Annotated in this window: 15 protein-coding genes; 11 read left to right on the top strand and 4 right to left on the bottom strand. The window is 52.3% G+C overall.

Annotated elements, in window-relative coordinates:
- Nucleotides 1-62: 62 nt before the first annotated feature.
- On the bottom strand, nucleotides 63-1,493 hold the full coding sequence (locus tag DCC85_RS19895; protein WP_108467116.1) for a VanW family protein: 1,431 nt from the start codon (nucleotides 1,491-1,493) through the stop codon (nucleotides 63-65).
- A 228-nt stretch (nucleotides 1,494-1,721) separates the two neighbouring features.
- Between DCC85_RS19895 and ftsE the strand changes: the two genes are divergently transcribed.
- From ftsE to DCC85_RS19865, 6 genes are all read left to right on the top strand, one after another.
- Nucleotides 1,722-2,408, top strand: a complete 687-nt coding sequence (ftsE, locus tag DCC85_RS19890) for a cell division ATP-binding protein FtsE (protein ID WP_108467115.1) — start codon at nucleotides 1,722-1,724, stop codon at nucleotides 2,406-2,408.
- Complete coding sequence (gene ftsX, locus DCC85_RS19885; RefSeq protein ID WP_108467114.1) at nucleotides 2,398-3,312, top strand: permease-like cell division protein FtsX; 915 nt, start codon at nucleotides 2,398-2,400, stop codon at nucleotides 3,310-3,312. The genes ftsE and ftsX overlap by 11 nt, the downstream gene beginning before the upstream one ends.
- A gap of 39 nt (nucleotides 3,313-3,351) precedes the next feature.
- Nucleotides 3,352-4,629, top strand: a complete 1,278-nt coding sequence (locus DCC85_RS19880) for a murein hydrolase activator EnvC family protein (RefSeq protein ID WP_108467974.1) — start codon at nucleotides 3,352-3,354, stop codon at nucleotides 4,627-4,629.
- A 182-nt stretch (nucleotides 4,630-4,811) separates the two neighbouring features.
- A complete protein-coding gene (locus DCC85_RS19875; protein WP_108467113.1) occupies nucleotides 4,812-6,284 on the top strand; it encodes a S41 family peptidase in 1,473 nt (490 codons plus the stop codon).
- 98 nt (nucleotides 6,285-6,382) lie between these two features.
- On the top strand, nucleotides 6,383-7,711 hold the full coding sequence (locus DCC85_RS19870; protein WP_159081961.1) for a PDZ domain-containing protein: 1,329 nt from the start codon (nucleotides 6,383-6,385) through the stop codon (nucleotides 7,709-7,711).
- A gap of 296 nt (nucleotides 7,712-8,007) precedes the next feature.
- Entirely contained in the window at nucleotides 8,008-8,637 is a 630-nt protein-coding gene (locus tag DCC85_RS19865) for a nitroreductase family protein (RefSeq protein ID WP_108467112.1), read from the top strand.
- 71 nt (nucleotides 8,638-8,708) lie between these two features.
- On the opposite strand, the gene DCC85_RS19860 is transcribed toward DCC85_RS19865, so the two are convergent.
- Nucleotides 8,709-9,506, bottom strand: coding sequence for a flagellar motor protein MotB (locus tag DCC85_RS19860; RefSeq protein WP_108467111.1), 798 nt, complete (start codon nucleotides 9,504-9,506; stop codon nucleotides 8,709-8,711).
- On the bottom strand, nucleotides 9,503-10,285 hold the full coding sequence (locus tag DCC85_RS19855; RefSeq protein ID WP_108467110.1) for a flagellar motor protein: 783 nt from the start codon (nucleotides 10,283-10,285) through the stop codon (nucleotides 9,503-9,505). The genes DCC85_RS19860 and DCC85_RS19855 overlap by 4 nt, the downstream gene beginning before the upstream one ends.
- Before the next feature lie 230 nt (nucleotides 10,286-10,515).
- Here DCC85_RS19855 and uvrB point away from each other — a divergent pair, with 230 nt between their 5' ends.
- Both uvrB and uvrA read left to right on the top strand, forming a co-directional pair.
- Nucleotides 10,516-12,510, top strand: coding sequence for an excinuclease ABC subunit UvrB (gene uvrB, locus DCC85_RS19850; RefSeq protein ID WP_108467109.1), 1,995 nt, complete (start codon nucleotides 10,516-10,518; stop codon nucleotides 12,508-12,510).
- A 12-nt stretch (nucleotides 12,511-12,522) separates the two neighbouring features.
- Nucleotides 12,523-15,378 carry an excinuclease ABC subunit UvrA gene (uvrA, locus tag DCC85_RS19845; protein ID WP_108467108.1) on the top strand — a complete coding sequence of 952 codons (2,856 nt, stop codon included), beginning with the start codon at nucleotides 12,523-12,525 and terminating at the stop codon, nucleotides 15,376-15,378.
- 129 nt (nucleotides 15,379-15,507) lie between these two features.
- Here the strand turns inward: uvrA and treR are convergent, their stop codons facing one another.
- Nucleotides 15,508-16,224, bottom strand: coding sequence for a trehalose operon repressor (gene treR, locus DCC85_RS19840; protein ID WP_108467107.1), 717 nt, complete (start codon nucleotides 16,222-16,224; stop codon nucleotides 15,508-15,510).
- Nucleotides 16,225-16,518: 294 nt separating this feature from the next.
- Between treR and DCC85_RS19835 the strand changes: the two genes are divergently transcribed.
- The 3 genes from DCC85_RS19835 to DCC85_RS19825 all read left to right on the top strand — a co-directional run bounded on the left by DCC85_RS19835 (nucleotide 16,519) and on the right by DCC85_RS19825 (nucleotide 22,695).
- Nucleotides 16,519-17,706, top strand: coding sequence for a S1C family serine protease (locus tag DCC85_RS19835; protein WP_108467106.1), 1,188 nt, complete (start codon nucleotides 16,519-16,521; stop codon nucleotides 17,704-17,706).
- Nucleotides 17,707-17,783: 77 nt separating this feature from the next.
- Nucleotides 17,784-19,763, top strand: a complete 1,980-nt coding sequence (locus tag DCC85_RS19830; protein ID WP_234414487.1) for a stalk domain-containing protein — start codon at nucleotides 17,784-17,786, stop codon at nucleotides 19,761-19,763.
- Nucleotides 19,764-20,181: 418 nt separating this feature from the next.
- Nucleotides 20,182-22,695 carry a U32 family peptidase gene (locus DCC85_RS19825; RefSeq protein WP_108467104.1) on the top strand — a complete coding sequence of 838 codons (2,514 nt, stop codon included), beginning with the start codon at nucleotides 20,182-20,184 and terminating at the stop codon, nucleotides 22,693-22,695.
- Nucleotides 22,696-22,722 lie beyond the last annotated feature (27 nt).

Below are 22,722 nucleotides of genomic sequence, written 5' to 3'. Positions count from 1 at the left end.
GGTCGCTGCTGCATCTGCCGATGCATGCAGGCGGCCGCCTTCTTTTTATTTATGAGCTTTGGTCAGGGTATCGAGATGCCGTCTTCTATAATCAGCGGCTCGGTCTGGGACGGTCCCGGGGTGCTGCCGAGGTCCGTCTGGGCAGAGCGAACGGCGATGATGGCGGATTGAGCGGGATAAGTGTCCCGGGTGAGCAGCTCTGGCTTTTGGGCGACACCGTCAATATATTTTGTCCGGTAGGTCTCAACAATGTAGCCTACCCGGCCGGCACGAATTGTCTGGCTGCTGCCTTGAGGCAGTGACGGGTTGCTGATGTATTGAATTGGCGGTTGAATCGTGTCAGTGATTTTGGTATGGATACTGTAGCGGATGTTCTGCGGAGCGTTGCCGAACAATTTGATAATCAGACCTCCAGGGGTGGTCTTGGCTGAAATTAGCAGATAGCTCGAAGTTGTGTTCTGGAACCGGAAATTAATATATCCCCGCGAGAAGGTTGCGTCCTGGCCTTTGGGTAGGTATTTGACCGGCAACGAATGGTTGCGCCTTTCTACAATGCCGAGCCCGGCGCGGATTACCGCTCCATATAGGGTGCTCGATACCTGGCAGATGCCGCCGCCCACGCCGGGGACAAACTTCCCGGAAATAATGACAGGTGCTTCCCGAAAGCCATATTCACGCTCGGCCTTTTCAATGGCTTTCTCATAGTCGAAGATGTCGCCTGGAGCCAGCAGCGTACCATCTACAGCTCGGGCAGCTGAATCTACATTATGGATTCTGCCCTCGCTGCTTGTATTAAACCCGGTAGAGAACTGAATGATTCTTCGCTGAATCCCCTGCTGTTTCAAGCTGTCCACTGTAACCGGTGGAGCTTGTTCCTTGAGCGGGAGCTTGATAAATACGGGCTTAAGTGAAGAAGCGCCGCCCGATTCGAGCTGCTTGGGGACCTGCTTCATGATGGCTTCACCAAGCGCTTCCCAGTCAATCCGCTGAACGGTGCGCTCAGGCTCATAACGAATTTGGTCGTCTGCTCCGATCAGACGCCGCGCATCCACAGCTTCCCCGAACTGCCGGATTTCCCATTCAGAGCTAAGTGCCTGTTTGAGCCGAGACGGCTCCCAGACCGCCTGCAGCTTCCAGAATTCCTTGAAGTAATACCGTCGCTTGGCTCTTTCCCACAGGTTTCCCCGGGTCAGATCCGTCAGTGCTGTTCTAAACTCCTCAAAGCTGTATTGGACACCAATGTCTTCCCAGGTACCGCGAACCTCCGTCCCTCCAGTCGTGAAGACCACCTCTTGAAGGAGCGTATCCTTGGCGGCTTGATCCAGCTGCGCCAGTACATCTGTCGTCTTAAGCTTTCCTACCGGATACCCTCCCAGTGTTACACCCTCCGGTATTTCTTGCTTGCCTGCATATAAATGAAGTATCCCAAAAATCAGGGATGCGAATAAGATTAATGAGATCAGTATAATAAGCCCCAAATGCCATTTTCTCAATATTTTCCCCTCCCAAAAATCCCCGTTTCAAGCTTCTCTAGGCTGTCCCTATCATTTATATGCATAAAAATAGAAAACTTTCGGTACTCAAAAGGTAACAAATTTGTTACAATAAAAAACAGGCTGAAGATTTTTCTCGAGTTTTACAGGAATTGGCTGGAAGGTGTCGAATATGTACACGTTCCAAGCTATGTTTCGACCTAACCTCATGTTTTAGGAAGTGATGATGTGATTGAAATGCAAGATGTCTGGAAGACCTATCCGAACGGCACCCATGCTCTGCAGGGGGTTTCGGTGAAGATCGACCGGAATGAGTTTGTATATATCGTCGGCCCGTCCGGTGCAGGTAAATCGACATTTATGAAGCTTATTTATAGAGAAGAGATTCCAACCAAAGGGCAGATCTCCGTCAACGGATTTAATATCGGCAAGCTAAAGCCCAGGAAGATTCCTTATGTCAGACGGAATATCGGCGTGATTTTCCAGGATTTCAGACTGTTGCCTAGGCTTACTGCCTATGAGAACGTAGCTTTTGCGCTGGAGGTAATTGAAGCGCCGAAGAAGGTTATGAAGAAACGCGTCATGGAGGTACTCGATCTGGTCGGGCTGAAGAACAAGGCCAATCGGACCCCATCCCAGCTCTCCGGGGGGGAGCAGCAGCGGATCGCGATTGCCCGTGCAATCGTGAATAACCCGTCGGTCATCATTGCTGATGAGCCGACAGGGAACCTTGACCCAGAAACCTCATGGGGTATCATGCAGCTGCTGGATGAGATCAATTTCCGCGGAACGACTATTGTGATGGCCACGCATAACCGCGACATTGTTAATACGATGCGCAAGCGGGTTATTGCCATTGAGCACGGCAACATTGTGAGAGACCAGGTGAGAGGAGAATACGGATATGAGTTTTAGGACCTTCTTGCGTCACCTGCGGGAAGGGACGAAGAACATTTTCCGCAATGGCTGGATGTCAGTCGCATCCATAACTTCTATTATTGTCTCTTTGTTTATTCTAGGCGTATTTATACTGCTAGTTATTAACGTAAATTCCTTCGCTGATGATGCGGACAGTCAGGTGCAAATCAGCGCCTTTCTAAATACGAAGGTGGACGATACCACCCGCCAGACGCTGCAAAGCGAAATTGGCCAGATGCCGGAAGTGAGCCGGGTTACCTTTGTGCCAAAGTCACAGGGACTGAAGGAATTCCGGGACAAGCTCGGTAAGGATGGCAAGGACCTGTTGGAGGGGTATACGGAGGAGACTAACCCTATCCCGGATACGTTGAAGGTGGAGGTCATCGAACCGTCCACCGTCCCTTTTGTGGCAAGTAAGATCAATGATCTGAACAAGAAATACAAGAGTCAGCCGATCTATAAAGTCAATTATGGCAAAGGAACGGTTGAGAAGTTGTTTAAAGTTACCCGCATGATCCGCAACATCGGTTTTGTCTTTGTAGCAGGCTTAGGTTTGATGGCAATGTTCCTGATTTCCAATACAATCCGGGTTACGATTCTTGCACGGCGCCGTGAGATCAGCATCATGAAGCTGGTGGGTGCTACCAACTATTTTATACGATGGCCCTTTTTTGTGGAGGGCGGGCTGATCGGCCTGATCGGTTCCGTGATTACGGTAGTTGTCTTATATACAGGTTATAACGGCCTAATGAGCTCTATAGGGCATAATGTGACGCTTGGCTTCCAGCTAGTTCCGATGAGTCAGTTCGGGTTTTATCTGGCGGCTCTATTGATCGGGCTCGGCATGCTCATTGGCATATGGGGGAGCACCGTATCGATTCGCAAGTTCCTTAAGGTGTAGGAGAAGTTAATTAAACTGATGAAGAACGGGGAAATGAAGTTGAAAAAATGGATTTCTGTCGTTGCCGTGATCGTTGTGGCCTTTAGTATATTTCAGCCTACCGCCGGTTTTGCCGAGAAGAGAACGATCAATCAGATCGATAAAGAGCTTAAGCAGCTTCAAGAGCAAGCTAAGTCTGCGGAGTGGAAGCAGAGACAGGCGGAGAAGAAGAAGCAGGAAGCTCAGCATTATGTCAATAAGAACGTCAATTATTTGAAGGATATTATGGCGCAAATCGAGACGGTCGGTAATGAGCTGGCACAGATTTCGGCAGACATTGACCAGACTGAAGAGGATTTGCGGAATACAGCCGTGAAGCTTGATCAGACCGAGCAGCGCATTGAGGAGCGCAGCAAGCTGCTGGATTCGCGAGTCAGGCTAATGTACACGGATGGAGCGGTGTCCTATTTGGATGTACTGCTGTCATCGACAAGCTTTGCGGATTTCTTGAACCGGGCGGATTCCCTCGAATCCATCGCTCAGCAGGATCAGACGCTGCTGGACGAGCATAAGCGGGACAAGGCGCTAGTGCTTGAGCAGAAGAAGGCACTTGAGCAGCAGTATGAGAAGGCCAAGACTCTTTATGCGAAAGCAGAAGCCAATCGCCAGCTGCTTGCCGAGAAGGAACAAGAGAAGCAGGTGCTGATTGCCAAATACTCCGATCAGGTAGAGGAGAATGACGGCATTAGCGAAGAGCAGGATCGTCTGCTTGTGCAATTGGCCTCTAAGCGGTCCGCTTTGGCCAAGGAGAAGAACAAGATTAAGGCAGAGCAAATCTATACGTACCAGCAGAAATTGAAGAAGCAGCGTGAAGCTGCGAAGAAGGCGGCTGCTTCCAGAAATTCTTCAACCTCCAAAGCCTCCAGTACTTCTTATGTATCGGGGAATGGCACATTCTCACTTCCGGTAGGTAATGCCCGTATATCTTCAAACTACGGTTACCGGATTCACCCGATTACCGGCAAGAAGAAGCTTCACTCCGGGATCGACTTCGCGGTGCCGCAGGGAACAAGCGTTCACGCAGCCGAGGGCGGGGTCGTGATCGTGGCTGAATGGTGGAGCGGCTATGGGAATTGTGTAATCATTGATCATGGAGATAATACGTGGACCCTGTACGGCCATCTTCGCAACGGCGGCTTTAAGGTATCCAAGGGAGATACCGTTAAGCGCGGGGACGTGATCGCAGAGTCCGGCAGCACAGGCCAGTCTACCGGTCCTCACCTGCACTTTGAGGTTCGGTTGAACGGAGACCCGGTTGATCCGGCACCTTACTTGTAATTAAAATGATATAATATTATATAAATATTTCGGACAAGCCGGACATATACTATAATTAATAGGATCAAGCAAATGCCCTTTCTCTGATGAAAGGGCATTTGCTTCTAAAAAGCTTGTATGCTCAGGGAGAGCATGACCCCCCAAGCAGGCCGGAGGGAATATGTAAAGGCGGTGTAGTATTTATGATTAAGAAGCAGACGGCAATTCTGCTTATTCTGGTGTCGATCCTGGGAAGCAGCCTGCTGACACTGCTGGCTACCGACTCGTTAAGCTTTGCGGGAGCCGGTTCGCCGGTGAGCGGTTTGCTGAGAAGCTCGGAGCAAGGCCCAAGTTCTGACCAGCTGGATAAAGTGAAGACAGCTATGGAACTAGTGAAGCAGAACTATTATCAGGATGTAGATACGGACAAGCTGGTGGATGGAGCCATTCAAGGGATGATGAATGCTCTTAATGATCCGTTCTCCTCTTATATGGGTAAACAGACAGCTAAGCAGTTTACGGAGCAAATTCAGGGCTCCTTTACCGGCATTGGGGCCGAGGTCTCGATGGAGAACGGCAACGTTGTTGTCGTATCGCCAATTAAGGGTTCCCCTGCAGAGAAGGCAGGGATTCGGGCCAAGGATATCCTGCTGTCTGTGAACGGGCAGTCTTTTGAAGGATTAACCCTGAATGAGGCTGTAGCCAAGATTCGCGGGCCGAAGGGCACGGTGGCCAAGGTGAAGGTAAAGCGGGAGGGAAGTCCCAATCCGCTGGAATTCAGCATTAACCGGGATGATATCGCGCTGGAGACTGTGAATGCAAGAATGGAGCAGGGCGGGATCGGTTATATCGAAATTACGGAGTTCTCGGAGAATACGGCCGAACGGTTTGCATCCGAGCTTGCCAAGCTGGAAAGCCAGGGCATGAAGGGACTCGTGCTCGACGTCCGAAATAACCCGGGTGGCGTGCTGGGCACCGTAGAGGAGATGGCTCAGCGGTTTGTGCCAAAGGGCAAGCTGATCGTCCAGGTGGAGTATAAATCTGGGGAACGGAAGAAGACCGTGTCCACTGGACCAAGCAGTGTTAAGCCTTATCCGGTGGTCCTGCTGACCAACAAGGGCAGCGCGAGCGCCTCGGAGATTCTGGCCGGTGCCTTGAAGGAGTCGGCAGGAGCGAAGCTGATCGGTGAGAATACCTACGGTAAAGGCACTGTACAGCAAAGCTATAACCGGCCGTTTGGTGATGGCAGTCTGCTGAAGATTACGATGGCAAAATGGCTCACACCGGATGGGGAGTGGATTCATAAGAAGGGCATCAAGCCGGATGTTGCCGTAGCCCAGCCGGATTATTTCTCAGTTGCCCCTATCAATAAGGAGAAAACTCTGAAATTTGATGATAACAATGACGATGTGAAGAGTGCGCAGACTATGCTGAATGGCCTCGGGTATAAGCCGGGACGGCGTGACGGATATTTCGATGCTGGGACGCGGGATGCAGTTAGGAAGTTCCAGGAAGATCAGAACCTTCCGGTTAGCGGGGACATTGATGCCAAGACCGCGGATGCCATGGAGGAGAACCTGGTTAAAAAAATTGCTGACCCGCAAAATGACGCCCAGTTGAACCGGGCATTTGAAGAAGTCCGGCAGGAGATTGCTGGGGCTTCGTCGAAAAGATAAGAAGGCTGTAACTCAGCCTTCTTTTTTTCTGTTATACTCACATTAACCTGATAGACTTACATATTGCATCTAAGGAGAGTGGACCAGACGTGGGTTTGATGTTGGAATGGCTATGGACCTTGACGGATGCCTTGGTGCAGCTGCTTGCGCAGCCGTTTTACTATATTTCCATTCTGTTGATTGCGCTGCAATACCGCAGACAAGTGCTGCTGGAACGCAGGCTGTTCCATGTGCGGCTGCACAGCTGGGTCATGCAAACGTTGCGTACGATGCTCGGGGGGCTTCTGGCCGGCCTTGGCGTATCCGCTGTGTCGCTGGCGTTCGGGATGACGCTGAGTTTGGAAGGCGTTCTGATGCTGTGGGCCGTATCGATCGTGCTGATGCTGCTGCAGATCAGGTATTTATGCCTTGCCTATGCAGTAGGTGTGCTTGGAATAGCCCAGTTTGTTGTAAACAGATTCCCTTCCTGGACAGGAGCAGGGTGGGGCGCAGAAGTATTAAGCGCACTGCGTGAGCTGAATATTCCAGCGCTGCTGGCCCTTGCGGCGCTGCTGCATATTGCGGAAGCACTGCTGGTGCGGTGGCAGGGGGCTTCCTTTGCAGGCCCCTTATTCTACGAAGGGAAGCGGGGAAAGCCGGTTGGCGGCTTTCAGATGCAGAGCTTCTGGCCAGTGCCGCTGCTGCTGTTAGTGCCCGCGCAGACGGCGGGCAGTGTGCTGCCCTGGACGCCCCTGTTCGGGGGCGACGCCTGGCAGGGCGGCTTCAGCCTGCTGGGCCTGCCGGTCATTATCGGCTTCAGCGAGATGACCCGCAGCGCGCTGCCGAAGGCGAAGGCTCGCCTGTCCTCCGGACGCCTGCTGGCGTACGGGCTCCTGCTGCTAGCCTTGGCGCTGTTCTCGCGCTGGTACAGCCCGCTGATGCCTGTGGCGGCGCTGGTGGCCTTCCTTCTGCACGAAGGGCTCATCTGGTACAGCCGGTTCGAAGAGCATAACCGGAGCCCGATCTTCGTGCACTCGCCGCGAGGCCTTAAGGTGCTCGCGGTGCTGCCGGACAGCCCGGCCGAGAAGCTGGGCATTGCCTCAGGCGAGGTGATCAGCCGCGTGAACGGCATGAAGATCACGACGAAGGAAGATCTTCATGCCGCGCTCCGGCTGAATCCGGCCTTCTGCAAGCTGGAGGTGCTCAACCTCAGCGGGGAGAGCAAGTTCCTGCAGCGGGCGATCTTCGCCGGTGAACATCACCAGCTGGGCGTCATTTTAGCGCCGGATGAAGATGCACCGGCCGTGCTGCGACCGCAGTCTCTGTCGCTGCTTCAGCTGCTGTCCCCGCGGCGGGGAACTCGCCGGATGGGACGGGAAGCAGCTTCCGGGAAGCAGCGCCCGGCAGGGCCAAGGCAGGACGAGCTGCACAACGAGACAGGAGTGTAAGGAGGTCCCCTTTATATTCGCGGGCAGATGCTGCTTTGTGGATATAAGGGGGATTTTTTATAAAAAGGATGTTATGCTCACAGGGTTTGTCAGATCGGAGCTCTTAAATCAGTTGTGGCATCCCAGTGAAATATTCATGTAAAAGATGAATTCTGAAGGATAAAAGTGGTCGTGGGTCTAGGCAAAGATCTGATTAGCAGTTATAATAAGCTAACTTAATAAAATAAAGTTGATTTATTATTTGTAGTACATAACATGCCGCATTCTATCCAAGTAAGGTAAGGAGAGATTTTAAGATGAGTGCTTTTGATGAGTTGATCCAATCCCGCCGTTCGGCTATGAAATTCCAGACCGATGTTCAGATATCCCAGCATGAGCTTAGCGAGCTGTTCCATGCCGCTGCCTTAGCGCCTTCCTGCTATAATCTTCAGCACACGCACTACGTTGCCGTGACCAAGCCCGAGGAGAAGGAGAAGCTCAAGCAGGCAGCAGGAGGACAACATAAGGTTGTTATGGCGTCAGCTGCTATTGTTGTATTAGGCGACCTGGATGCCTACAAGAAGGCGGATCAGATATACGGAGGCATGAGGGATCTTGGGATCATGAGCCAGCTGGATTATGATCTCATGCTGGATACCATTAACGGGCTTTATGAGTCCAGAGGTGCGGAATTTCAAAAAGAAGAGGCCATTCGCAACGCTTCCCTGTCTGCCATGCTGTTCATGTTGAACGCTAAAGACAAGGGATGGGACACTTGTCCGATGATCGGCTTTGATCCGGAAGCGGTGAGGGAGCTTCTTCATATCCCGGATCATCTGATTCCTGTAATGATGATTACACTTGGCAAAGAGGATACTTCTAAGCAGCGGCCGCGGGGTTACCGCAAGCCTGTTGCCGAGTTTGTAACCTTTGATCGCTTTTGTTAAAAGAAACTATAGAATAAGCCGGACAACCTTCCTAAGAAAAGGGTGTCCGGCTCTCTTTAACTTGATGGATGCTATTGTGTCAGCTGGCGCAGGACGGTGATTTCTACCCGCCGGTTCTTCTGGCGGCCCTGCTCTGTACTGTTGTCGGCGGCAGGCCGAGTATCTGCATAACCGGCATACTGGAAGCTGTCTGCAGACATGCTGGTATGACTAAGAAAATAACGGAGCACGGACAAGGCACGAGCCCCGGACAATTCCCAGTTGTCTTTGTAGCGGGAGCTGTTCACGATCGGTTGGTTGTCCGTGTGCCCCTCAATGCTGATGGAAGTATCCAGCTTAGCGAACAGGCTTCCCAGCTTGGACAGCGTCTTCTCGGAGCCGCCCTTCAGATCCGCTTTGCCCACATCGAACAGGAAGCGGTCGCTGAGCGTAATTGCAATTCCTTTAGGCTCGTCCGAGACAAAGATCTGATCCTCCAGTTTATTATCCTTAACGTATTGCTGAATCACTTTCATAAGGTCCTGCAGCTGAGTCTCCTGCTTGCGGAAAGCCAGCTCCCGCTCACTGAGCTCCTGAGCGTTATTCGTCCCAGAGCTGTCTTTCTTCCCCTGCTGGTTGGTAGCCTTCGAAGCACTGGGGTTCATGGAGCCTTGGATGCCCTTACTGCCGTCAAGTATAGAATCGCCGCTGTTAAATGTAGCCTGAAGCGATTCTGTAACTTCCTTATATTTCTCCGTGTCCAGGCGGCTCATGGCATACATAATTACGAAGAAGATCAGCAGCAGGGTGATCAGATCCGCATAAGTGATCATCCAGCGATCTTTGGAGTCACCTGAAGCCTGCTTCGGCTTGCGGCCTCGCTGTCTCATAGCGCTTCCTCCACGGAAGGACGCATACTCCTATTCTCCTGGGAGGCGAAGGATTCCAGCTTCTTGCGCACAAGGGACGGATGATCTCCATTCTGAACGGAAAGGATACCCAAGAGAAGCATTTCCATCCGCAGAACATCCTCCTCATTACGGGATTTAATCTTGGAGGCGATTGGCAGGAAGAGCAGGTTCGCACTGGCAACTCCGTACAGCGTTGCGGTAAAAGCAAGCGCAATGGAAGGGCCGAGATTGGTTGGCTCTGACAGGCTGCCTAGAACATGAATCAGTCCCATGACGGTTCCGATAATCCCCATGGTTGGCGCATAGCCGCCCGCAGCTTCAAACAGCTTGGCATATCCTTCATGCCGTTGCTCGACCGCATCGATCTCCAGCTCCATAATCTGCTTGATGAGCTGCTGATCCGTTCCATCGACCACGAGCTGGATGCCTTCCTTGAGGAAGGGATCATCGTGATCTTCTCCCTGCTTCTCCAAGGCAAGCACGCCGCTACGACGGGCCGTCGTTGCCATGGAAACGACGTCTTCTATAAGACGGTCATTGTCTTGTTTGCGCGAGGTGAAAGCGTAAGCGATAGCTCTGGGAAAGGTCTTGAGCTTCGCTCGCGAGAAGCTGACAATAACCGCTGCGGCCGTTCCGCCGAATACAATGAGTGCAGATGTCCATTGCAGCAGCCCGATCATATGGCCGCCTTCCCATAAAAAACCCCCTACCAGTGCAGCGATCCCAATGAGGATGCCGATAATTGTGATGAATTCCATGCCCTTCTAAACCACTCCTTCGTACAAAAAAACAGCTTGTCATTTGGCTGCTCTTGTAAGTAATTTGTTTGCATACAAAGGTCGAAACCATTATAATAAATGGGAACAGGCATTCCTATGTCATGCAAACCATGGATACGGGTAAATAATGATAACATCAATGGGGCTCTTGCGCCTCTTTTTTGATATACCACGATTTTCATTTTAGACGATAAGGGTGATGTTGGACAATGACGGATATTGTCGTCAGTAACCAGAAATTTGAGATTGTGTCGGAATTTCAACCGCAAGGCGACCAGCCTGCAGCTGTGGAACAGCTGGTTGAAGGGGTCAGACAGGGCAAGAAGCATCAGACCCTGTTAGGAGCAACGGGGACAGGCAAGACATTTACGATTGCCCACACGATTCAGAAGCTAGGCCGTCCGACGCTGGTCATCGCCCATAATAAGACGTTGGCCGCGCAGCTGGCAAGTGAGTTTAAGGATTTTTTTCCGAACAACTCGGTTGATTATTTCGTGAGCTACTATGATTACTATCAGCCTGAAGCGTATATTCCGTCTTCAGATACCTATATTGAGAAGGACTCCAGCATTAATGAAGAGATCGATAAGCTTCGCCACTCCGCGACAAGCTCGCTGTTCGAGCGCAGGGATGTCATTATTGTGGCTAGCGTATCTTGCATTTACGGTTTGGGTTCTCCGATGGAGTACGGCAACCTGCTGCTGTCTCTGCGAGTTGGCATGGAGAAGCCGCGCAATCAGATCTTGAGCCGACTGGTGGACATTCAGTATCAGCGGAATGACATCAATTTTGTGCGGGGAACCTTTCGGGTTCGCGGCGATGTGATTGAGATTTTCCCAGCTTCCAAGGGAGAACATGCAGTACGGGTCGAATTCTTCGGCGATGAGATTGAACGGATTACCGAGATCGACGTGCTGACCGGCGAGTTGGTTGGCGAGCGGGAGCATGTAGCGATCTTTCCGGCCTCCCACTTTGTCACCCAAGAGGAGACCATGAGGGTGGCGCTCGTTAATATTGAGCGGGAGTTGGAGCAGCGCCTCGAGGAATTCCGCTCCCAAGGTAAGCTGCTTGAAGCGCAGCGGCTGGAGCAGCGGACGCGTTACGATATTGAGATGATGAAGGAAGTGGGCTTCTGTTCGGGGATTGAGAACTATTCCGGGCCGCTGACCTTCCGTGAGCGTGGCGCTACGCCGTATACGCTGCTGGATTATTTTCCAGACGATATGCTGGTTGTCATCGACGAGTCCCATGTGACGCTGCCACAAATCCGGGCTATGTATAACGGGGACCAGGCCCGGAAGAATGTGCTGGTGGATCACGGCTTCCGTCTGCCTTCAGCGCTGGATAACCGGCCTCTTAAATTTGAAGAGTTCGAAGATAAGGTGAACCAGGTCATCTATGTCTCTGCTACACCGGGCCCCTACGAGATCGAGCATACGGACAAGATGGTAGAACAGATTATCCGGCCGACAGGGCTGCTGGATCCGATTATTGAAGTTCGTCCAACCGAGGGGCAGATTGATGATCTGATCGGAGAAATACGAGACCGTATCGACAGAGACGAGCGGGTGCTTGTCACCACTTTGACCAAGAAGATGTCCGAAGATTTAACCGACTATCTCAAGGAGATTGGCATCAAGGTCAGATATTTGCATTCGGATATCAAGACCCTGGAGAGAATGCAGATTCTTCGGGATCTGCGTCTCGGAACCTTCCATGTGCTCATCGGCATCAACCTGCTGCGGGAAGGCCTCGATCTGCCAGAAGTCTCACTTGTAGCTATTCTAGATGCCGATAAGGAAGGCTTCCTCCGCTCGGAGCGTTCACTGATCCAGACCATCGGCCGGGCTGCCCGGAATGCAGATGGCCGGGTGGTGATGTATGGTGATCAGATCACGGAGTCGATGGATAAGGCGATCAAGGAGACCGAACGGCGACGCAGCATCCAGATAGCCTATAATGAGAAGCATGGCATTACACCTCAGACGATACGCAAGAAGATCCGTGATGTGATTGAGGCGACGAAGGTCGCAGAGAGCAAAGCGGATTATTTGGCGGACGGCGGGAACAAGAAGCTGTCTAAGAAAGAGCGTCAGTCGCTGATTCAGCGGCTTGAGGCAGAAATGAAGGAGGCCGCCAAGAATCTGCAGTTCGAGCGGGCCGCAGAGCTGCGCGACGCCGTTCTGGAACTGAAGGCGGAATAAGGGGGAGTATATATGGCCATAGAGAATATTACGATCAAGGGCGCCAGAGCCCACAATTTAAAAAACATTGATATTACTATACCGCGCGACAAGTTTGTCGTGCTGACCGGCCTGAGCGGCTCGGGTAAATCTTCACTGGCATTTGATACGATCTATGCCGAAGGCCAGCGCCGTTATGTGGAGTCTCTATCGGCTTATGCCCGTCAATTTCTGGGACAGATGGAGAAGCCGGATGTCGATTCCATCGATGGCCTGTCTCCTGCCATCTCTATCGACCAGAAGACCACGAGCCGGAACCCCCGGTCTACAGTAGGAACGGTTACGGAGATTTATGACTATCTCCGCCTGCTGTTTGCACGTATCGGCAAGCCTCACTGCCCTGAGCACGGTATTGAGATTACTTCACAGACGGTGGAGCAAATGGTGGACCGGATTATGCAGTATCCTGAGAAGACCCGTCTGCAAATTCTCGCGCCAGTGATTTCTGGCCGCAAGGGCGAGCACAAGAGCTTGTTCAGCGAGATTTCCAAACAGGGCTTTGTTCGTGTCCGGGTCGACGGTGAATTGCGTGATCTATCCGAGAACATTGAGCTGGAGAAGAACAAGAAGCACTCCATTGAGGTTGTGGTAGACCGGATCGTGATTAAGGAAGATGTAGCCTCACGGCTGGCCGATTCCATTGAGACGGCTCTGAAAATGTCCGGAGGCCAGCTGCTTGTTGACATCATCGGCCAGGAGGAGCTGCGCTTCAGCTCCAACTATGCGTGCCCGATCTGCGGCTTCAGCATGGAGGAGCTGTCGCCGAGAATGTTCTCGTTCAACAGTCCGTTCGGAGCTTGCCCGGAATGCGATGGCCTCGGCGCCAAGATGGTCATTGATCCGGAGCTGCTGGTTCCAGATCCGAGCAAGAGCATTGAGGGTGGAGCGTTCGAGGCTTGGTCCGGCGGGTATTCCAACTATTATCCGCAGTTCCTGAAATCGGTCGCCGAGCATTATGAGATTCCGCAGGATGTTCCCGTCTCTGAACTAACCAAGGAGCAGATGAATGTGCTGCTGTATGGTACAGGGGAACAGAAGGTGCGCTTCCGTTATCAGAATGATTTCGGCCAGACGAAGGATGCCTACGTCACCTTTGAGGGCATCGTGAACAACCTGGAACGGCGCTATCGTGAGACGGCATCAGAAGGCATTCGTGAATTTATAGAAGGTTTTATGGGCGCCAAGCCTTGCGGCACCTGCCGCGGCCACCGGCTGAAGAAGGAAGTGCTGGCGGTGACCGTTGGTGGTGAGAACATCGCCCATGTGACGGATCTGTCCATTGGGGAAGCGATGAGCTATTTCGGGCAACTTGACTTGAGCGAGAAGGACAAGGCCATTGCCCACCTGATCCTCAAAGAGATTAACAGCCGTTTGGGCTTCCTGGTTAACGTAGGCTTGGACTATTTAACGATGAGCCGCGCGGCAGGAACGCTGTCCGGCGGGGAGGCTCAGCGAATCCGGCTGGCCACTCAGATCGGCTCCAGCTTGATGGGGGTCCTCTACATCCTGGACGAGCCCAGCATCGGGCTTCATCAGCGGGATAATGACAAGCTGATCTCGACGCTTGCCCATATGCGTGATCTGGGCAATACGCTGATTGTCGTAGAGCATGACGAGGATACGATGCTCGCCTGCGACTATATCATTGATATTGGGCCAGGTGCGGGGATTCATGGCGGTCAGGTGGTAGCGCAGGGAACCCCGCAGGAGGTTATGGATGATCCGAACTCCTTGACAGGGCAATACTTAAGCGGGCGCAAGTTCATTCCTGTGAATCCGGATCGGCGCAAGGCGGACAACCGCTGGCTGGAGATTCGCGGAGCGAAAGAGAATAATTTGAAGAATATCAATGTCAAGATTCCTGTCGGTGTCTTTACGGCGGTTACAGGGGTATCCGGATCGGGTAAATCGACGCTCGTAAATGAAATTCTGTACAAGACTCTAGCTCGGGATTTGAACAGAGCGAAGGTACGCCCTGGACAATACCGGGAAATTCGCGGCTTGGAGCACGTGGAGAAGGTCGTTGATATTGACCAGTCTCCAATTGGGCGGACGCCGCGTTCCAACCCGGCAACCTATACCGGGGTATTCGATGACATCCGCGATTTGTTCTCCCAGACGAATGAAGCAAAGGTCAGAGGCTATAAGAAGGGCCGCTTCAGCTTCAATATCAAGGGCGGACGCTGTGAAGCCTGCCGGGGGGACGGAATCATCAAGATTGAAATGCACTTCCTGCCGGATATATATGTACCTTGTGAAGTATGCAAGGGCAAGCGTTATAACCGGGAGACACTTGAAGTGAAATACAAGAACAAGAGCATCGCTGATGTCCTGGAGATGACCGTGGAGGATGCCACAGAGTTCTTCCAGAACATTCCGAAGATTCATCGGAAGCTGCAAACCCTGCTGGACGTAGGCTTAGGTTATGTGAAGCTGGGACAGCCGGCCACCACATTATCCGGCGGTGAGGCCCAGCGGGTGAAGCTTGCCTCCGAACTGTACCGCCGCAGCACGGGCAAGACGATGTACATTTTGGACGAGCCGACGACCGGTCTGCATGTGGATGATATTGACCGGCTGCTCAAGGTGCTTCATCGTCTGGTGGATTCAGGCGAATCGGTGCTGGTTATTGAGCACAACCTCGACGTCATCAAGACGGCGGATTATATCATTGATTTAGGACCGGAAGGCGGCAGCGGCGGTGGAACCGTGATCGCAACCGGCACACCAGAAGAGATCGTGCAGGTAGACCTCTCTTATACAGGCCGCTACCTGAAGCCGATTCTTGAGCGGGATACAAAGCGTAGTCTGGAGCTGCAGGCTCAGTAATGAGCAATGGATAGGGAACTGACATAAGCTGTGTAGAAGCAACATCTAAGAACAAGAAAGCAGCAGCATCTTAAAGATGGCTGCTGCTTTCTTTTGTAATGATGGACCAAGGACAGAATGCTGATGTCCTCAGCTCTGACGTCGGGCAAAATCGACAAAGCGGAATTTGTCGAGCCGGTGCCGGGATTCGGTATATTCGAACAACTGGGCATCATCCAGATATACATAATTGCGTACAACCACAACATGCGTATCCTGATGAAGATCCAGGTATTGTCGGTCATCCTCAGTTAAGGGCTCGACGGTAATTTCCTTTTTGGCAAAGCTGATCTTCAGCTTCAGCTCATGCTCCAGATAGTCATAGATGGAATGTTCGCAAATCTCACGGGTCAGCTCGGGAACTAAATCACTCCGAAAGTAATCCTTGTCCAGAATAATACGCTCTTTGTCCATTACTCTTGCACGAACTACTTCCCAGACGAGGCCAGCTGGTTCCAGCTCAAGCTGTTTGCGAACATATTCATTGGGCCGCTTGAGCTCCAGCTGATACACCAGGGTACGGGTCGGCTGTTCAAGCTTGTCGGCAATTTCCTTGAAGCTGACCAATCCAGATACAGGGAAGTCGAATTTGCTAACGTCCAGCACAAAAGAGCCTTTGCCGCGAACCTTCTGAATATACCCGTTCTGAGACAGCAGCCCCAGCGCTTTTCGAACTGTCTCCCGGGTTGTCGCAAAGCGCAGGGCTAGCTCGTGTTCGGAAGCCAGCTTGTCTCCTGGCTGCAGAGTGCCTTCATGAATATCGTTCGTCAACTGATTATAGATGGATAGGTATATATTTTCTCGCATATTGTTGATCACCGGATTCATTGTAGCATAGAACGGAATCTGAATCTAAAAAGGCTTATTCTTCTATGAATGATGGCTGCGATTCAAGCTTTCAGTTAAGGGGAATGGGGTAACAGGCTGCCTTAGTCTTGTTTGAAAGTCGGGACTTGGCAGCTGCCTTTTTGCCGAATTGTCGGGTAGGGAAATCTATGATACATTGAGTCTACTAAATAGAGAATTATGGGAGGAAGGGTGGATTCTGGCTTATAGAAGCCTTATAGAATACAGAAAAAGAGTAGAGAGGATGTTATATGAATGAAATGGGAGGGGAAAGCAGGTGCCGCTGTACTTGTGGCAACTGTCCTGTCAACAGCCATTAGTCTTGAGGCAGGGGCACAGCAGAAAGCGAATACAGCCGCAGCTGCATATTTAGCAGCAAGTACATGGACGAAGCAAACGGAGGCTGCTAAGGCACAGGGGACGTTTCATAGCCAGCTTGCAGCTGAAGCCTCACAGCAGAAGACGAACTCAACATCAAGCGAGACAAGCAGCCTAGTGCCGTCTATCATCAAGCAGGTATCGCCTTCCGTGGTAGGCATTATCGGCAAGCCTACGGAGGAGAGCCTGGAGGAGGCTGGTTCCGGCGACGCTGGAAGCGGGGATGAGGACGCCATGGCCCATGGAACAGGAGTTGTGCTGCGCTCGGACGGATGGATTATCACAAATGCGCATGTGGTTCTTAGCTTGGAGGATGCTTTAGTAGTGACTTCCACAGGCAAACAATACTCCATTGAAGAATCGTACATAGACGAAGTCAGCGATCTTGCCTTGATCCGAATTCAAGCTAAGGACCTGAAGCCGGCGAAGCTGGCTGCTTCTTCGAAGAACACCGTTGTGGGTGAGAGGGTCATTGCGCTTGGTACACCGGTATCCTTCTCGCTGAGGGGGTCGGCTACCGAGGGGATTGTAAGTGGGCTGAACCGGGCCATTAATGCGTCTTACCGGCTGATCCAGACTGATGCAGCGATTAATCCAGGCAATAGCGGCGGGCCGCTGCTGAACATGAAAGGCGAGGTTATCGGCATTAATTCTATGAAGTATGAGGCGATCGGCGTGGAAAATATGGGCTTTTCCATCCCGATTGATACGGTGCATTATGTGATTAATCAGCTTCTGGCTTATGGTGAAGTACGGCGGCCATCGCTGGGTTTAACCTTGAAGGAGAGCCATTCCGCGATGATCGGATTACCCAGTGCTCAGCCGCTCACAGTGACCGAAGTGAACTCTGATGCGGCAAAGCGGGCAGGAATTCAAGCAGGAGATGTGCTGTACCGGCTTAATAACACCCGGGTATCCTCTCTGGTTGATGTGAACGAGTTGTTGAAGAAATATAAGCCTGGCGAGAAGGTCGTTTTGTGGATGCAGTCCGAAGGAGACATTGTGAAGCGAACGCTTCAGCTGACCCAGGATACAACTAGCGATGAGGCTGAAGCTTTAGGATAAGTGAGGGCATTTATCGACTTTATTGGACTTATTTGAATTATTGAATATAGAAAAGAGGATCAATAACCGTGAAGATCATGCGTGTAACAAGTGCCGCTTTGCTGGCGTCGATGCTAACGCTGGGCGCGGCGGCTGTGGGGAGTCCTGCACATGCAGCGGATATGCAGGAGCTTCGGCTTAAGATGGGCAGCAAGGAAGCTGTGATGAACGGGGAGAAGGGGAATCTCACTAGAACTCCTTATGTATCCGGTGGAACGCTGATGGTTCCGCTTAGCGCATTTTATAAGGCATTTGGGACTTCTTCCAACATGGGGGATGACAATACCGTTCGGATCACTTATGGTTCGCGTGCGGTAACGCTGACTATAGGCAGCAAGGTGATCTGGACACCGCAGGGCAAACTTGAGTCTCCGGCAGCGCCTGTGATGGTTGCAGGTACGCTGATGGTTCCGCTTCGACCGGTAGCGAAAGGGCTAGGTGCGCAGGTAAGCTGGGAAGGCTCTGAGCTTGTGATTAAGCTGCCTGATCAGGGAGGGAGTAACGGCGAGTCTCAAGGCCCAAGCACCAAGGAGCGTATAGGCAACAGCTATTTCGGATGGAGCATCAACAATCCTGCAGGATGGATTCAAGGGGCAGGAGGAGATGATGAGAGTGTAGCCACATTTTCGGATTCGACAGGAGCGCTCTACTTAGAAATTCATGCAGTCAAGCAGAAGGTCAAGCAGGATCCGGAGTCTTTGCTCGATGCGCTAATTCGTGAGGCAGAAGGACAGGGTGAGACTGTTCTGCATGAGGAGACGGTAACCGGCGGTGATTATGATTATGCGAAGATTGCGGCAGAAGATGGGGATGGTGTCTTGTGGGAAGAACGGATCTACTATGCGAACGGACATATTTATGCGGTGTATCTGGCCGATGAGAAAGCTGTTCATTATAAAGACCTGGACAAGCATGCTGACCTTCTGAACTCCTTTAAGCCTAGCTTTGACCAGAAGGATAAATCCACCCAGGACCTATCTGCACTTAAGGAAGGCACTAAGGAATCCTATATTTCAAAATATGGCCTAACGCTGCGCATTCCGGCATCCTGGAGCGCTGTGACCGGACAGCCGGCTTATGCTGGACCTGAGGATCAATCATTACGCTTTAGCGTATCCTCTGTCCCGCAGGGACAGACTCTCACGTTATGGGCTGAACAGCTGCAGCAGAATTTGAAGCAGTTATTCATTCCAGAGGCATATCGTTACTTGGGAACGAGAGAGCTTGAGATTTCGGGAGAACCGGGAATGGTCATAGAGTATGAAACAAATGACGGCAGCGGCTGGATGCGCCATGAACAAGGCCTGATCATCAAGAACGGCTATCGCTATTTGATAGACTATAAAGCCAAGTCTGGTACAGAGGCTGTCTCTTCAGCTGGAGATGTAGACATTTCTAAGAAGAACCCTACAGCTATGAATACGAATACAGGGGAGACTAGTGGTAAGCCAGCCGTTGTGTCAGCGAATTCTGCATTCGAGAGCTTTAATCAGATAGCAGGGTCGATTGAAATTGATTTTGATCTGGTGAAGAGCACGTATGGTACATTGGAGGACAACGCTCTGGTTGCAGATAAGACGAAGATGATCAGCAAAGTTTCCTATACTTACGGATATAAGCTTAACATTCCTCGTTATTGGATGCCTGTCGCAGACAGATTCGAGCAGCCGGCTGTGGAATATGCCTTCCCGGGAGGGAGCTTCCGCATGACGGCAGAACAGAGCACGGATCCTGATCTAACACTCTGGCAGCTGCGCAGCATTTATGCTGAAGCAGCCAAGAGCGACAGCACCTTCAAGCTTAAGATCAGTGAGGATCGGAAGATCGGTTCTGTAAATGCTACAGAGTTCCAGATTCACCAGGTGGTGAATGGGGTGCCGCTCAGCAAGCGGATCTTGATTTTTAATAAAGAGGGTATGATCTATCTATTGTCTGCTTCTCTGAATGATGCGAATGCGACAGAAGAGCAGCAGGCGGCGATAGACAGCGTGCTCAAATCCTTTGAATGGACGGATTGATTTCTTATAAAGCTGGAGGCTGTTCCTAGTTTGATATGAACTAGGGGCGGCCTCTTTTGTTGTAGAGGTATAGAGGAGCAGTGGGGAAGTAAAAGCTGATCAGAGGCGTGATTATGGTGATGGGCGCTTTCGTACTCTTATAAGTACATCATGTTAGAGCTTCTCCATCTGGGGTGTTCCACAAGCATCCGGTTCGCGAAGGGCTCCTTTCCTGCTGATCGATCCTGTTTATTTGCGTATAACCCCGAATCATTATTGCTAAAAAAATTATGCGGAATTGACTGGAAAAGCTAGAGTAGCTGGGCAAGGTCTGCTAAAATAGATGAGTTATGATACGTATAGTTCAAAATTTAATGAATTACTCAGCATTTGGATTGCAACCTGGCATAAAGCCGGATATTAGGAGGATCTATTATATATGAGCAAGGCAATACAGCGGCAAGACGTGGAGCTATTGGCACCGGCGGGCGATTGGGACTGCATGCGGGCGGCCGTAGCGAATGGAGCGGACGCGATCTTTTTTGGTGTCGAGAAATTTAATGCCCGCGCTCGGGCAAACAACTTCCGGATGGACGACCTGCCGGAGATTATGGCTTTTCTGCACAGCTATGGCGTTAAGGGCTTCCTGACCTTCAACATCCTTGTGTTCGAGGACGAACTGCGGGATGCCAAGGAACTGATCGATGCTTGTATCGACGCAGGTGTAGATGCCGTAATCGTACAGGATTTGGGATTGGTAAAAATGATTCGTGAGATTTCGCCGGATTTCCCGATCCACGGATCGACGCAGATGACGATTACTTCGCCAGAGGCTGTGGAATTCACCAAGCCTTGGGGCATGGAGCGTGTCGTGCTTGGGCGGGAGAACAATCTGAAGCAAATCAAGACGATTGGGGAGCAGGCCAAGCTGCCGATGGAGGTGTTTGTCCATGGCGCACTGTGTGTGTCTTATTCCGGCCAATGCTTGACCTCGGAAATGTGGGGCGGACGCTCGGCGAACCGCGGCGAATGCGCGCAGGCCTGCCGCCTGCCGTATGACCTGATGGTGGATGGGGAGCAGAAGCCGATGGGCGATGTGGCCTATTTGCTCTCCCCTAAGGATCTAGCGGCCATTGATATTATGCCCGAGCTGATCGAGGCCGGGGTAACATCCTTCAAGATTGAAGGCCGGATGAAGAATCCGGAGTATGTAGCCAACGTGGTCAGCAAATACCGCAAAGCGATTGATCTGTACTTCGAAGGAAGCAACGAGCGTCCTTCCAAGGAGGAGATCCGTGAGCTGCAACAAAGCTTCTCACGCGGCTTTACGCACGGGTTTCTGGAGGGTACGAACAATAAGAAGCTGGTCGAAGGAACTTTTCCTAAGAGCCGCGGCGTCTATCTCGGCAGAGTCGAGCAAGTCTTGCGTGACGGGGTAGTCTGTAAGCTGGAAGCTCCGCTTAAGCGTGGGGATGGTATTGTATTCGACGCCGGGGACCCGACGAAGAAGGAAGAGGGCGGCCGTGTATATGACCTGCGCCGCAAAGGGGTCAAACTGGAGGGCGAAGCTGGCGAGAGCTGGATCGTTGACATCGTGCCGGGCCGCAATGACGTAGACTTGCGCAAGGTGCATGTCGGAGACCGGATCTGGAAGACGAATGATCCTGCACTGGACAAGCGGATGCGTCAAACCTATGAAACGGAGAAGCCGTACCGGGTATTCCCCGTTCATGTGCGCGCCGTCGGGAATGCCGGGCAGCCGCTCATCACCTTCTGGACGGATGTCCAGAAGGGCACGACGGTGCGCGTAGACTCCGAGCTGGAGCTGGACATCGCCCAGAAGCGGCCGATGGACCATGCGCTGCTCGAGGAGCAGTTCGGCCGCCTGGGCGGCACCGTCTTCCAGCTCGAGCGTCTGGAGGCGGAGCTGCATGGCGACGTCATCGTGCCGATGCGCGAGCTGAACAGCATCCGCCGCCGCGCCGTGGAACTGCTCGCTGGCGAGCGGCCAAAGCCTCCCGTCTACATCAAGCGTGATGTAGACGTGTTCGGCGACGCGGCTGCGCAGCGCGCGCTGCCTGTGGAGCGCGGCGCGGCGAAGCTCACCGCGCTGTGCCGCAGCCTGGAGCAGGTGCAGGCTGCCGTGAAGACCGGCGTGGAGTTGATCTACGCCGACTTCGAATTCATCAAGCAGTTCCCGGCAGCGGTGGAAGCCGTACATGCCGCTGGCAAGCAGATCGCGTTGGCTACGCCGCGGATTCATATGCCGGGCGAGAACGGCTACCATAACAACATCCTGCGTCTGAAGCCCGACGCGGTCTTGGTGCGCAACACGGGGGCGCTGTACTTCTACCTGCGCCACCGCATGGAGAACCCGCTCGCGCACCAGCCGAAGCTGATTGGCGATTTCTCACTGAACATCGCCAACCACAAAGCCGTGGAGCTGTTCCTGGAAGCGGGCTGCGATGTCGTTACTCCATCGTATGACCTGAACATCCAGCAGATGGTGGATCTACTCGGCCAGAGCCGTACAGCGGACATGGAGATTGTGATCCACCAGCATCTTCCGATGTTCCATACTGAGCACTGCGTGTACTGTACCTTCCTCAGTGAAGGTACAGATTACACCAACTGCGGCCGCCCGTGCGAAGAGCACCGGGCCTCCCTGCAGGACCGGATCGGCATGTCTCACCCGGTACGGGTGGATGAGGGCTGCCGCAACACGGTCTACAATGCCATCGAGCAGTCGGGTGCCGAGTACCTGACCCACTTCCTGGAGCTCGGCGTCCCAAGCTACCGGGTAGAGTTCCTGGAAGAGACGCCGGAGCAGGTGCTGGAGGTCATTGACCTGTACACCCGCGCGCTCCGCGGGGAGATCAGCGGCACCCAGGTGTGGAAGACGCTGAAGGCGACGAATCAGCTGGGCGTGACGCGCGGACAGCTGGTGAAATAAATAACTGTAAAAAAAGGTCTCCCATCT

The sequence above is a fragment of the Paenibacillus sp. CAA11 genome (assembly GCF_003060825.1).
GTDB lineage: Bacteria > Bacillota > Bacilli > Paenibacillales > Paenibacillaceae > Fontibacillus.
Note: the sequence above shows the minus strand (reverse complement) of the source record. Positions and strands in the feature narration are given on the sequence as shown.